Consider the following 13,002-nt stretch of genomic DNA (forward strand, 5'->3'; position numbering starts at 1 on the left):
AAGAGCTACACTATCGCAGTTTTTTTCAGACAATGTACAACTAGCGAATGTAACATTCTCCCGCGTAATGTATCGCTTTCTTATAAGGTCACTACACATTGTCAATTCAGTATCTAACGCACCGTCCGGAGAAAAATTTAAATTAATAATTCCATCACATCTCATAACTTCACCGCCTTCCATGTGTGAAATAAAGCCGTTTTGAAATGCGCCAATACGTTAACTGAGCATAGACCAAATCTTCATTTCTGCTGGGAACCGAAGCATTTGTATCGAACGGCAGCATAGGTAGTTGCGGAACACCTGACAAAATTGCGGAACACCACACTTTTTCGCAGACAAGAAAAAACCCCGTAGATCGTTGATCTACGGGGCTTTTATAGTGGAGGCCGAAGTCGGAATCGAACCGGCGTAGGTGGATTTGCAATCCACTGCATAACCATTTTGCTATTCGGCCTCAAACATCTGATGTCAGTAGCACAACACCAAACGTGTAAACTCGTATCTGGAAACAAGATTCTAATCTAGCTTCCAACCCTTTGAAATCTAAGGGGTTTTCGTGTTCCCTAAGCAGGAATGGACGCAATTCTGGACTGGTTCGAAAGGCATGTCAAGAACTGGAGGAAAAAAATTCGAGATGCGCGATCGCCAGTACCCGGTCGCTTTCGAGCCTAACACTTCAGCGCCACAAAAAACGCTACCTATCGCAAGATGAGTGTCAGCTTTTGTGCCCCATAAAGATCGCTGCCTTTTAATGACTGACCGCCACCACCCGTTGCAACCGCTGTCGATACTGACTGGGCGTCTCCTGCATTTCATGTCGGAAGTGTCGATTGAAATTCGACAGGTTGGCATACCCCACTTCAAAGCAGATATCTGCAACACTGAAGCTGCTTTGCGCCAGCAAACGGCAGGCACGCTGGACGCGCAGTTTGCGCGTCAGGTCGACGAAGGTATGGCCGGTGGCGCGTTTGAAAAATTTGGAAAGGCCGGTTCGTTCATGTCCAGGCGCTGAGCAATGACGGACATCCGCAACTCATCCGCGAGATCGTTGAGGATGTAGTCGAAGACAATACTCATGCGCTGGGCCGTCAATGCGTCGAGCATCGGCGCATATTGCAGGCTGGCGAGCGTCTGTCTTTCGCTTTCGGGAGCCGATGCCAGCAACTGCAGCAACGACAGGAACAGGCACAATCTCTGCAATCCTTCGCACTGGCCCATGTCTTCCAGCAGCCGGGCCGCTTTCTTGCGGGTAACGCCATGAAACTGGATGCCCTGGGCCGCTTGGCGAAACAGGCTTTGCAATTCGCTGAGTTCAGGGACCTTGTCGCGCAGTTGCATCAGCATCTGACCATCGAATTGCAACACGACGTCGCGGCCGGCAATCACCTCCCCTTTGCCTAGATCGCTGATCCAGTCGTGAGGCAGGCCAGGGCCGATCAGGGCGACATGGCCGGCCTCGAACAGGCCGATGTAGTCACCCGCCAATAGCCGGCCACTGCCTTCGCGAATCAGGTGGATCTCGAATTCCGGATGATGGTTCCAGCGAGCAAGGTCGAAGGGATAGTCATGCTCATACCAACGAAAGCTGTGCTGGGGCTCGTTTAGAATGACTTCAAGCGCTGGCGGCTTGTCTGCAGTTACATGATGGTTCATCACCCTGGCGATTCCATTTTTGTTGGTTTTATCAAGGCTACCGCGAAGCCCGGGACGAGTCGAAGCTGATTCGAAACGCTACGGCGCTGTTATCAGACTCGCCCTAAACGGACAGTAAGCCTAGCGCGCTGTATGGCGGCCACTGATACTTTTTTTCCATGGTCCTGCGCGGTTAAAAAAGTATCAGTGGCGCGTATGCCGTTCATTTGTTCACCGCTTGGGTTGCTGTAATCCTGTGGTCATCCCGTTGCGGCGATGACTCGCACAGTGGACTACAACAACAATAAGAGCCTCTGCCGCCCAAGGCGCAGAGCGGAGAACACGATGAAGATCATTCCAAGCGCGTTTTTTCTGTCCGCCGGCCTGTCCTCTGCCCTGCTCTGCCAGGCTGCCGAAACGGTGACCATCGCCACCGTGAACAACAGCGACATGATCCGCATGCAGCGGCTGTCCAAAACATTCGAACAGCAGCACCCGGACGTGAAGCTCAATTGGGTGGTACTCGAAGAGAACGTGTTGCGTCAGCGCCTGACCACTGACATTGCCACTCAGGGTGGTCAATTCGACGTGCTCACCATCGGCACTTACGAAACACCGCTGTGGGGCGCCAAGCATTGGCTGGAACCGATGAAAGATCTCCCCGCCAGCTATGACCTCGAGGATATTTTCCCCTCGGTTCGTCAGGGACTGTCAGTCAACGACACGCTCTATGCCCTGCCGTTCTATGGCGAAAGCACCATCACCTATTACCGTACCGATCTGTTCAAGAACGCCGGCCTGACCATGCCCGAGCACCCGACCTGGACGCAGCTCGGCGAGTTCGCCGGCAAGCTGCATCAGCCGGATAAAGAGCAGTATGGAATGTGCCTGCGTGGCAAGGCCGGTTGGGGTGAAAACATGGCCCTGCTGACCACCATGTCCAACGCTTTTGGCGCGCGCTGGTTCAACGAGCAGTGGCAGCCGCAACTCACCGGGCCGGAATGGACCGCTGCGGCCAACTTCTACGTCAACACCCTCAAGCAGTACGGCCCGCCGGGTGTTTCAAGCAATGGTTTCAACGAGACGCTGGCCCTGTTCAACAGCGGCAAATGCGCGATCTGGGTCGATGCCAGCGTCGCCGGTTCCTTCATCACCGACAAAACCCAAAGCAAAGTGGCTGACAACGTCGGCTTCGTCGCGGCGCCCACGCAAGTCACCGACAAGGGCTCGTCCTGGCTCTATGCCTGGTCGCTGGCTATTCCTGCGACGTCCAAGCACAAGGAAGCGGCCAAAGCCTTTGTGACTTGGGCGACCTCCAAGGAATACATCCAACTGGTCGCCGAGAAGGATGGCATCACCAACGTACCGCCGGGCACACGGATGTCCACCTACAGCGACGCCTACTTGCAGGCCGCGCCCTTCGCAAATGTCACGCTGAAAATGATGCAGCACGCCGACCCTGCGCACCCCTCAGTCCAACCGGTGCCCTACGTCGGTATCCAGTACGTGACCATTCCTGAGTTTCAGGCCATCGGCACGTCGGTCGGCAAGCTGCTGTCCGCGGCGCTCACCGGGCAGATGCCGGTGGAGCAGGCCCTGGCATCGGCCCAGCAAACCACCGAACGCGAGATGAAACGCGCTGGTTATCCCAAGTAGCAACGGCTTGGTGCAATCCCTGTGGGAGCGGGCTTGCCCGCGAAGAGGCCGGCACATTCAACATTGATGTCGTCTGACACGCCGCCTTCGCGGGCAAGCCCGCTCCCACAGGGTTCTTCGCAGACTGACGACCGCCTTTAGTGCCCTCAACGGGGGCGTCTCTATAGCTCTAATGAATGGATGGAAAAAATGAAACGTCTGGAAGGAAAAAGCGCCCTTATCACCGGTTCTGCCAGAGGCATCGGGAGAACGTTCGCGCAAGCCTATATCCGCGAAGGCGCGACGGTCGCGATCGCAGACATCAACCTGGAACGCGCGCAAGCCACCGCTGCCGAACTGGGGCCGAATGCCTATGCGGTCGAGATGGACGTGACCGATCAGCAATCAATCGACGGCGCCATCGCCGCGGTCATCGCCACCGCAGGCAAGCTCGATATCCTGATCAACAACGCGGCACTGTTTGATCTCGCGCCGATTACGGAGATTTCTCGCGACAGCTACGAACGGCTGTTCTCGATCAATGTGTCCGGCACCCTGTTTACGCTGCAGGCCGCGGCCAAGCAGATGATCAGCCAGGGCCACGGCGGCAAGATCATCAACATGGCCAGTCAGGCCGGTCGGCGCGGTGAAGCGCTTGTCGCGGTGTATTGCGCGACCAAAGCCGCGGTGATCAGCCTCACGCAATCGGCCGGTCTCAATCTCATTCCCCACAAGATCAATGTGAATGCCATCGCACCGGGTGTGGTGGACGGTGAGCATTGGGATGGCGTCGATGCGCTGTTCGCCAAATATGAAAACCGGCCGCTCGGGGAAAAGAAAAAGCTGGCGGGTCAGGAAGTCCCGTACGGACGCATGGGCACGGCACACGATCTTGTCGGTATGGCGATCTTTTTGGCATCGGCCGAGAGCGAGTACATCGTGGCGCAGACTTATAACGTCGATGGCGGCAACTGGATGAGCTGACGGGCATTGAACCCGACTTAAAGTCTGTACCGAAAAGGCCATGTCTACTGCACCGTAGACATGGCCTTCTTACGCTCAATCCAGGGTCAGCCCATGCCTCAAAGGCGAAACCGATCCACCGACTGCGAAAGCTGGCCCGCCAAAGTGGACAGCTCATCGGTGGTCGAGGCGGTCTGGTTGATGACCTTGCTGTTGCCTTCGGACATGCCGGCAATCATTTCCACCTGATGAGCGATTTCGTTACTGGCCAGGCTCTGTTCGCCGATCGTGCGGCTGATGTCATTGACCAGTTCAGTGGTGCTGAGCGTGGCCTGGAGAATTTCGCGAATGGCGCGCTCGACGTCGGCGGTTACCGCCATGCCTTTGTCGACCTGTGCAACGCCCGCCTCCATGCTGGTGACCGCCTCACGGGTGCTTTGCTGGATGCGCGCGACCATGGCGGCGATTTCCTGGGTGGAGGCGCTGGTGCGGCCCGCCAGGCTGCGCACCTCATCGGCCACCACGGCAAAACCACGACCCTGTTCACCAGCGCGAGCGGCCTCGATGGCGGCGTTAAGTGCCAACAGGTTGGTTTGATCGGCGATGCCCTTGATCACCTGAATGATGCTGAAAATCCCCTCGGACTCCTTGTCCAGGGTGCGGATCACCTGGGCCGACTGCTGCGCCGAACGTGCAATACCGTCCATGTCGCTGACCACCTGATGGATCACCCGACCGCCGTCTTTGGCCAGTTCCTCAGCCTGGTTGGCCATGTCCAGTGCACGCTCGGCATGCCGGGTGATTTCTTCGATGCTCGCGGTCATCTCACTGGCGGCCGCGGCCATGGTGCTGGCGGCGACGCTTTGCTGCTGGCTGCTGCCCGCGACCTGATGGCAGCCGCGGCTCAATTGCTGGCTCATGCCACTGACGCCGTGGGCGTTGCTGCGAACCACCTCGATCATGCCGCGCAGGTCGCGTTGCATGGTCGCCAGGCTGCGAATCAAGGTGCTGGCTTCGTCTTTGCGGGTGGGCTCAATAATAGGTTCGCTCAAGTTGCCATGGGCGATGCTTTCGGCAATACGACTGGCAATCTGCAACGGCCCCATGATGCTCAGGATGACCCAGCGCCCTTGGGCAAGCAGCAGTAACAAACTGGCGATGAGGACCGTGCCGAGAGTGAAATTGGCACTGCTGATAGCTTGCTGAGTGCCCGCACTGGTCTGTTGGGTGTTGGTTTCGATCAGCTCGCTGAGAGTGCCCATCTGGTCTTCCAGTTGGCTGAACGCGGTATTGAACGTGCCGAGTTGCTGCTGTGCGGTATCCGGATTTTCCAGCGCCAGCGCGACAATGCGTTCGGCGGCACTGATGTACGTATCAAGGCTAGGCTTGAGCTTGTCCAGTGCGGCCTTGAGGGTGGCGTTGACCGGCAACTTGAGGTTGTCACCGAGCACCTCACGAAAACGCGCCGCATGTTCATTGATGGAGCTGCGCGCCTCGGTTTTGCTGCTGTCGCTTTTACCCAGCCCGACCAGCATTGCCGAAAGCACATCCGCGCGCAGCGCATCGTGCATCATGTCGGCTTCGAGATGGTTGCGCAGCGCGGTCATGCTGACCTCGTTGTCACTCACCGCTTCAGCCATCCGGGTATTTCCCAGATAGCTGACCAGGCTCACGATCAGGGCGGTGAGCAAACTGGTGCCGATCAACAAAAACAAACGCAACTTTATGGACATTTGATAATTCCCCTGGCGGCATCTGCATGGTCGGCTGACTTGCTTTGCTCTTGGGGTTATCGACTGTTCCAATCGGTTACTTAGGCTTATTTCCATTTGAGCCGGTTTTTACGACCTGCGGTATGCCCTGTCGCGTTTGATCTTGTGATTGGCCGACGCAGCGTCCTCAGTGCCCGCGAATGTAATGCTCCAGTTGCCGAATCAAATCGGCCTGCTCGACGATGGCTTCCTTGACCAGATCGCCGATCGACAGCAGCCCGATCAGTTCGCCGCTCTCCAGCACGGGCAGATGGCGCAAATGACTGTCGGTCATGACTGCCATGCAGCGCTCGATGCTCTGCTGACTGTCGGCGGTCACCACCGGCGCGCTCATGATCTCGCGCACTGGCGTACCGACCGAAGAACGGCCCTGTAGAACCACCTTACGCGCATAGTCGCGCTCGCTGATGACGCCGACCACCTGCCCGTCTTCGATGACAGGCAACGCGCCGACGTTCTTCTCGGCCATCATTTTCAGGGCGTCGAGGACCATCTGGTCCGGCGCAATGCTGTGCACCTGCTGGTTTTGCACGACTTTCAGTTTCAGCAACTGTGCGGCTGTCTTCATCAACGTTCTCCGATACGGTTCAGGGCAGCAATCAAGCCGCCGCGACTTCCACGACGCCGGCGTTCAGGCGCACCGGCCATACGCGCAGGCGCTGCTCCGGGTACTCCAGGCAACTGCCGTCTTCAAGACGGAAATGCTGCTTGTAGATCGGCGACGCCACCACCAGATCACCTTTGAGGCTGCCGATCAGTCCGCGGCCGATGACGTTCGCGCCGGATTGCGGATCATGGTTGTCGATGGCGTAGAGAGTGCGACCTTCGGCCTGCGGCAGGTAGAACAGCGCCACCTGCGCGCCGTCGAGCCAGACGACGACGCCGGAGTTGCTGACCAGATCCTGCTGGCTGCACACCGCCTGCCAGGCTTGAGCATTGGCCGCCGTGACAAGGGCGTTGACACGCTGGGTATTGGACTGACTCATCAGGCATTCTCCTCGGTGACAGGGATAAGGTTGAGTTCGGCGGCCATGATCGGCCGGCGTTGACCGCGTTCCTGAACAAAATGGATGTCCGGGTCCGGGCGTTTATCGTTGACGAAGGTGCGGAAGCGCTTGAGTTTTTCCGGGTCTTTGAGGGCGCTGGCCCATTCGCATTCGTAGCGGTTGACCACCAGTTGCATCTGCGATTCGAGTTCTGCGCCGAGCCCTAGACTGTCGTTGATGATCACGTCCTTGAGGTAATCCAGGCCACCCTCCAGGCTTTCGCGCCAGACCGAGGTGCGCTGCAATTTGTCGGCGGTGCGGATGTAGAACATCAAGAACCGGTCGATGTAACGGATCAGGGTTTCATCGTCCAGGTCGGTGGCGAACAGCTCGGCGTGGCGTGGGCGCATGCCGCCATTACCGGCCACATAGAGGTTCCAGCCGTTCTCGGTGGCGATCACGCCCACGTCTTTGCTTTGCGCCTCGGCACATTCACGGGTGCAACCGGAGACCGCGAACTTGAGCTTGTGCGGCGAGCGCAGGCCTTTGTAGCGATCCTCGAGGGTCAGGGCCATTTTCACGCTGTCCTGCACGCCGTAACGGCACCAGGTGCTGCCCACGCAAGACTTCACCGTACGGGTCGATTTGCCATAGGCATGCCCGGTTTCGAAACCGGCCTCAATCAGCTCGGACCAGATGTCCGGCAACTGATGCAACTGCGCGCCGAACAGGTCGATCCGCTGGCCGCCGGTGATTTTGGTGTAGAGGTCGTATTTCTTCGCCACCACGCCGATCGCGATCAGTTTGTCGGCGGTGATCTCGCCCCCGGCGATGCGCGGCACTACCGAATAGGTACCGTTTTTCTGCATGTTGGCCATGAACGTGTCGTTGGTGTCCTGCAACGGCACCAGCGAGGCGTCCATGATCGGCTGGTTCCAGCACGAGGCGAGGATCGAGCCCACCGCCGGTTTGCACACGTCGCAACCGGTGTGGCCACGGCCGTGTTTGGCCAGCAGTTCTTCGAAGGTGATCACCCCTTCTACCCGCACCAGCGCGTAAAGCTCCTGACGGGTGTAGGCGAAGTGTTCGCACAGGCTCTTGTCGACACTGACGCCACGGGCAATCAATTCATGCTCGAACACTTGCTTGAGCAGCCCGGCACAACCACCGCAACCGGTGCAGGCCTTGGTCTGCGACTTGAGCAGGCCCAGGTCGGTGCAGCCACCGTCGATGGCCGAGCAGATCGAGCCCTTGGTGACGTTATGGCAAGAACACACCGTCGCCGCCTCAGGCAGCGCGCCCGGGCCCAAGGTTGGCGCACCGGTGGACGATGGCAGAATCAGGCTGGCAGGTTCCGACGGCAAGGCAATGCCGTTCTGCATGTATTGCAGCAAGGTGTCGTAATAGCTGTTGTCGCCGACCAGCACCGCGCCGAGCACGCGTTTGCTGTCAGCATCCACCACCAGGCGACGGTAGCTGGCCGTGGCTTCATCGATGAACTGATAGCTGCGCGCACCCGGCGTCTGGGCGTGAGCATCACCGATGGAGCCGACATCGACGCCGAGCAGTTTGAGCTTGGTCGACATGTCGGCGCCCTGGAACGGCTCCGCCACTTGATTACACAGCAGCGTCGCGACGCCACGGGCCATCTGATAACCGGGGGCGACCAGACCGAAGAGGCTGCCATTCCAAGCAGCGCACTCACCAATCGCATAGATATTCGGATCGCTGGTCAGGCACTGATCGTCAATCACCACGCCACCACGCGGACCGATGTCCAGCGCACATTGGCGGGCCAGCGCGTCTTGCGCGCGGATGCCGGCGGAGAACACGATCAGGTCGGCTTCGAGAAATTCGTCATTGGCAAAATTCATCCGGTAGCGGTACTGCTCGCCGGCACTGATCGACTGCGTGCCACGGGACAGATGCACACCCACGCCGAGCCGCTCGATTTGCGCTTTCAACGCCAAGCCACCCTGCTCGTCCAGCTGCACCGGCATCAGGCGTGGGGCAAATTCCACCACATGCGCTTCCAGGCCCAGGCTTTTCAGGGCATTGGCCGCTTCCAGACCGAGCAGACCACCGCCGACCACCACGCCACGCCGGGCATTGGCCGCCGCGGCACGAATCGCGTCGAGGTCTTCAAGGGTGCGATAGACCAGGCGCGAGTCGCCTTCTGCACCTTCAATAGGTGGCACGAAAGGATAAGAGCCGGTGGCCAGAACCAGTTTGTCGTACGAGACACAACCTTGTGCGGTGATCACCTGACGTCGCGCCCGGTCGATTTCCAGCACGGGCACGCCCAAATGCAGGGTGACGCCCGGCGTCTGATACAGAGAGGCTTCGCCCAGGGCCAGCGACTCGGCATCGCGACCGCCGAAATACTCGGACAGATGCACCCGGTCGTAGGCGCGCATCGGCTCTTCGCTGAAGACATGCAGGCGGTAATGGTCGAGGGCGCCGCGCTCGATGAGCTGCTCGACACAATGATGTCCGACCATGCCATTGCCGATCACGATCAGTGTTTGCAGTTTGTTCAACGCGGCAACATTGGAATTCATAGTAAGCACCCAGCCAAAGCCAATCACGGTTAAAAAAGCAAAAAAAACGCCTGAAACCTCTCGGTTTCAGGCGTCTTTGCCTGTTCTTCGCGGTGTTCGACCTGGCGCCTTCGCCTGATCCACCGATGTTGCCCACGACCTGCTCGGCCGGTCGATCTCCGTTGATCGAGTGGGCTGCCCATCTTTTTCAGATGTTGCTGAAGGGAGAATGCAGCCTTTGTGCCAGACTGCGGTGTATGACTTCCTCAGTTCGGGAAAACCGACCTCTGAACGATGGGAGAAGGTGATAAACACCGCGCCCCAGGCGGGTCTCATCAGGCGCGAGTCAACTTTGCAGGCCCCCGCGAGCGGGTGGGCAGACGTTGGAACAAAAGGAAGGAGTAGCTCAGGAAACCGCTTCGCACTGGTGCAAGTTGTCAGGCATGGCTCTTTAAAAGTGCATGCGGCGGTCAGCGCTCGCGGCGAGTTTGCCCCCAGCAGCCTCGCAACTTTTCCGCCAACAGAGCTGCATCGCGCTGAGAATCATCAGCGACACTTCGTAATTAACGAATTATTGGTAAGGAATATTCGATTTTTCTTCGCTGCAATCTCCCCGTTAGCATGACTCCGTCGGCTCCAGAACACCTCCAGACAGGGAGAACGACATGCAACCCCTGAACATTGGTGAACCCTGGATGTGGGTCGCCTTCATCTTCTTCGTCGTCGCCATGCTGGCTTTGGATCTGTTTGTCTTCGGCGGGCGGAAGGCGCATCGGGTATCGGTGCGCGAGGCGACGTGCTGGGTGATTGCATGGTGCGCGCTAACGCTAACCTTCGCAGGATTGCTCTGGTGGTACTTGAATGACGAGTTCGGGCCCGAGATCGCCCAGCGCAAAATCTTCGAATTTCTCACGGGCTATCTGATCGAGCAGTCGCTGTCGATCGACAACATGTTCATCTTCGTGATGATTTTCAGCTACTTCGCCGTACCGCCAGAGTTGCAGCGCCGAGTGTTGCTGTACGGTGTGCTTGGGGCAATCGTGATGCGGGGGGCGATGATTCTCGCCGGCGTGTGGCTGGTGTCGCAGTTCGCGTGGCTGCTGTATGTGTTCGGTGTGTTCCTGATCATCACCGGGATCAAAATGCTGACATTCGCCCATCAGCAGCCAGACCTCGATAAAAACCCTTTATTACGCTGGATACGCAGCCATCTGCGCGTCACCAATGAGTTTCATGGCGAACGTTTTTTTGTGGTGCAAGACGGTCGGCACTGGGTGACGCCGATGTTTCTGGTGCTGGTGCTGATCGAGGCCAGCGACCTGATGTTTGCGGTCGACAGCATCCCGGCGATCTTCGCCATCACCACCGATCCGTTCATTGTGTTCACGTCGAACATCTTCGCGATCATGGGCCTGCGTGCCCTGTACTTCCTGCTGGCCGACATGGCTGACCGCTTCCACCTGGTCAAATACGGTTTGGCGATCGTGCTGGTGTTCATTGGCGCCAAGATGACGCTGATGCCGTGGCTTCACATGCCGGTTGAATGGTCGCTGGCCGTTGTTGGCGGGATCATTCTGACTTCCGTGCTGTTGAGTCTGATCTTGACCCGCAAGGAGGATCAAATGCGATCCCTGTAGCGGCCGAATGCGATCTTTTGTCGTATTCGCCTGCCCTCACCTGATAATCTGAGCCCCCTTGCCTGCATGTCTCTGATGGATCATCGGCGCGCGAAGACGCGGTGATCACTTCACCCCTTTCAATCAAGACAACGGTGACTCTTTTGATCAGCAGCACCCCTGCATTTGCCCGCGATATCGACGGCAAAGCCATTTCTGCCCAGGTTCTCGACGAGGTCCGGGAAGAGGTTCTGGCCTTGGCCGGCCAGCAGATCTATCCCGCCCTGGCGGTCCTGTTGGTCGGCGACGACCCGGCCAGCCACGTTTATGTGCGCAACAAACTGCTGCGTGCCAAGGAAGTCGGCATCCGTTCCCTTGAATACCGTCTGCCGGAAACCGCCAGCCAGGCCCAGGTGCTGGAATTGATTGCGCAACTCAATGCCGATCCCACGGTGAATGGCATCCTGGTGCAACTGCCCTTGCCGGATGCTATCGATGAACAAGCAGTGATTCATGCCATCGACCCGATCAAGGACGTGGATGGTTTTCATCGGGAAAACGTCGGCGGGCTGGTGCAAGGCTTCGAGGTTCTGACCCCGTGCACGCCCAGCGGCTGCATGCGCCTGCTGCGCGAAACCTGCGGTGCTGACTTGAGCGGTTTGCACGCGGTGGTTATCGGCCGTTCGAACATTGTCGGTAAACCGATGGCGACCTTGCTGTTGCAGGCCAATTGCTCGGTTAGCGTGGTGCACTCGCGTAGCGTTGATGCCCCGGCGTTGTGCCGGTTGGCAGATATCGTGGTCGCGGCGGTGGGCCGGCCAGAATTGATCGACGCCAGTTGGCTCAAGCCCGGCGCGGTGGTGATCGATGTCGGCATCAACCGCATCGCCAGCGAGTCCGGCAACCGCCTGGTGGGCGATGTCGATTACGCCAGCGCCCGGACCGTCGCCCGTGCGATCACCCCGGTGCCCGGCGGCGTCGGGCCGATGACCATTGCCTACCTGCTGAAAAACACCCTGATCGCCAGCCACTTGCAACGCGCCGCGCTGGCCCGCGGGCAGCAGCCTGTGGACGACCTGGCGTTGAACTGAGCACACAATCAATTAAGACACGGACCCTGTGGGAGCGGGCTCGCCCGCGATGAGGGCGAGTCAGTCGATATCAATGTTGACTGATGCACCGCAATCGCGGGCAAGCCCGCTCCCACAGGGATCGTGCTTGACTGACATTGGGCTGTGTCTTGCACATTTTTTTGCGATTGGCCGTCGAAGACGCCGTTACTTCCCGGCGTGCAGCACTTGCGCTTGCGGCATCGCCGAAGAGTGGTGGTTGAGAATCTTCCACTGACCGCCCACTTGTTCATAGACGAACGTGTAACGGGCCTGCACCTGCCGGGTCTTGCCATCGGCCTCGGTCAGGAAAAAGGTGTAGACGCCGCTGTCCATCGCCACATTGGCGCCCAATGGACGGATCTCACGGTAGTTGATCTGCCCCACCGGCTTGAGCGCCATGAAGTGATCGAAGTAGTCCTTGATCTGCGCCGGGGTGGTGCGCACCTTATTGGAAACCGTTGGCTGCAGCACCGCGTTCGGCGCGTACAGGTCGACCACGCTCTGAACATTGCCGCTCTTCAACGCGCTATTCCATTGATCAAACAGTGCGGCGATTTCACGATCCTTCACGTTACCGGGCTGTTCGGCCACGCTGCTGTAAACGTAAGGCACTGCCTCCAACGCCTGGGCCAACGGGGCGGCCAGGGCGAACAACAGGGCAGCGATGGTTGAGGTCTTGAATTTCATTGCACTATTCCAATGGTGGTCGATGGCCATACTGTGCCGCTCGAAACGCCGCCCGC

At 58.5% G+C, this 13,002-nt stretch carries 9 protein-coding genes, 1 tRNA gene and 1 pseudogene; 4 read left to right on the forward strand and 7 right to left on the reverse strand.

Translation table 11 applies throughout. From position 1 onward, the window contains the following. Window positions 1-383: 383 nt before the first annotated feature. Together JFU11_RS22580 and JFU11_RS22585 are read right to left on the reverse strand one after the other, a co-directional pair. Window positions 384-457: transfer RNA gene (locus tag JFU11_RS22580), tRNA-Cys, on the reverse strand. A 294-nt stretch (window positions 458-751) separates the two neighbouring features. Beyond that, window positions 752-1,656, reverse strand: a pseudogene (locus JFU11_RS22585) (AraC family transcriptional regulator). A 324-nt stretch (window positions 1,657-1,980) separates the two neighbouring features. Here JFU11_RS22585 and JFU11_RS22590 point away from each other — a divergent pair. Together JFU11_RS22590 and JFU11_RS22595 are read left to right on the forward strand one after the other, a co-directional pair. Beyond that, window positions 1,981-3,291 (forward strand): sugar ABC transporter substrate-binding protein, encoded by a 1,311-nt coding sequence (locus tag JFU11_RS22590; RefSeq protein WP_201062141.1) that lies wholly within the window; start codon window positions 1,981-1,983, stop codon window positions 3,289-3,291. Window positions 3,292-3,480: 189 nt separating this feature from the next. Beyond that, window positions 3,481-4,254: an L-iditol 2-dehydrogenase gene (locus JFU11_RS22595; RefSeq protein ID WP_201062142.1), complete on the forward strand. Its 774-nt coding sequence runs from the start codon at window positions 3,481-3,483 to the stop codon at window positions 4,252-4,254. Between the two features lie 98 nt (window positions 4,255-4,352). Here the strand turns inward: JFU11_RS22595 and JFU11_RS22600 are convergent, their stop codons facing one another. From JFU11_RS22600 to nirB, 4 genes are all read right to left on the reverse strand, one after another. Continuing rightward, window positions 4,353-5,966, reverse strand: coding sequence for a methyl-accepting chemotaxis protein (locus JFU11_RS22600; protein ID WP_201062143.1), 1,614 nt, complete (start codon window positions 5,964-5,966; stop codon window positions 4,353-4,355). A gap of 166 nt (window positions 5,967-6,132) precedes the next feature. Beyond that, window positions 6,133-6,573, reverse strand: a complete 441-nt coding sequence (locus JFU11_RS22605; protein WP_008071340.1) for a CBS domain-containing protein — start codon at window positions 6,571-6,573, stop codon at window positions 6,133-6,135. A 31-nt stretch (window positions 6,574-6,604) separates the two neighbouring features. Then, complete coding sequence (gene nirD / locus JFU11_RS22610; RefSeq protein ID WP_123721826.1) at window positions 6,605-6,991, reverse strand: nitrite reductase small subunit NirD; 387 nt, start codon at window positions 6,989-6,991, stop codon at window positions 6,605-6,607. Continuing rightward, the gene (gene nirB, locus JFU11_RS22615; protein WP_201121370.1) at window positions 6,991-9,552 is read right to left on the reverse strand and encodes a nitrite reductase large subunit NirB; all 2,562 of its coding nucleotides are present in this window, start codon (window positions 9,550-9,552) and stop codon (window positions 6,991-6,993) included. Before nirB ends, nirD begins: the two co-directional genes overlap by 1 nt. Window positions 9,553-10,196: 644 nt before the next feature. Between nirB and JFU11_RS22620 the strand changes: the two genes are divergently transcribed. Together JFU11_RS22620 and folD are read left to right on the forward strand one after the other, a co-directional pair. After that, on the forward strand, window positions 10,197-11,168 hold the full coding sequence (locus JFU11_RS22620; protein ID WP_274610051.1) for a TerC family protein: 972 nt from the start codon (window positions 10,197-10,199) through the stop codon (window positions 11,166-11,168). A 143-nt stretch (window positions 11,169-11,311) separates the two neighbouring features. Beyond that, on the forward strand, window positions 11,312-12,238 hold the full coding sequence (folD, locus tag JFU11_RS22625) for a bifunctional methylenetetrahydrofolate dehydrogenase/methenyltetrahydrofolate cyclohydrolase FolD (protein WP_187326457.1): 927 nt from the start codon (window positions 11,312-11,314) through the stop codon (window positions 12,236-12,238). 186 nt (window positions 12,239-12,424) lie between these two features. On the opposite strand, the gene JFU11_RS22630 is transcribed toward folD, so the two are convergent. Then, window positions 12,425-12,946 (reverse strand): SgcJ/EcaC family oxidoreductase, encoded by a 522-nt coding sequence (locus tag JFU11_RS22630; RefSeq protein WP_123721822.1) that lies wholly within the window; start codon window positions 12,944-12,946, stop codon window positions 12,425-12,427. Window positions 12,947-13,002 lie beyond the last annotated feature (56 nt).

Origin of the sequence: Pseudomonas sp. TH37 (assembly GCF_016650735.1) — a bacterium.
Taxonomy (GTDB): domain Bacteria; phylum Pseudomonadota; class Gammaproteobacteria; order Pseudomonadales; family Pseudomonadaceae; genus Aquipseudomonas; species Aquipseudomonas farris.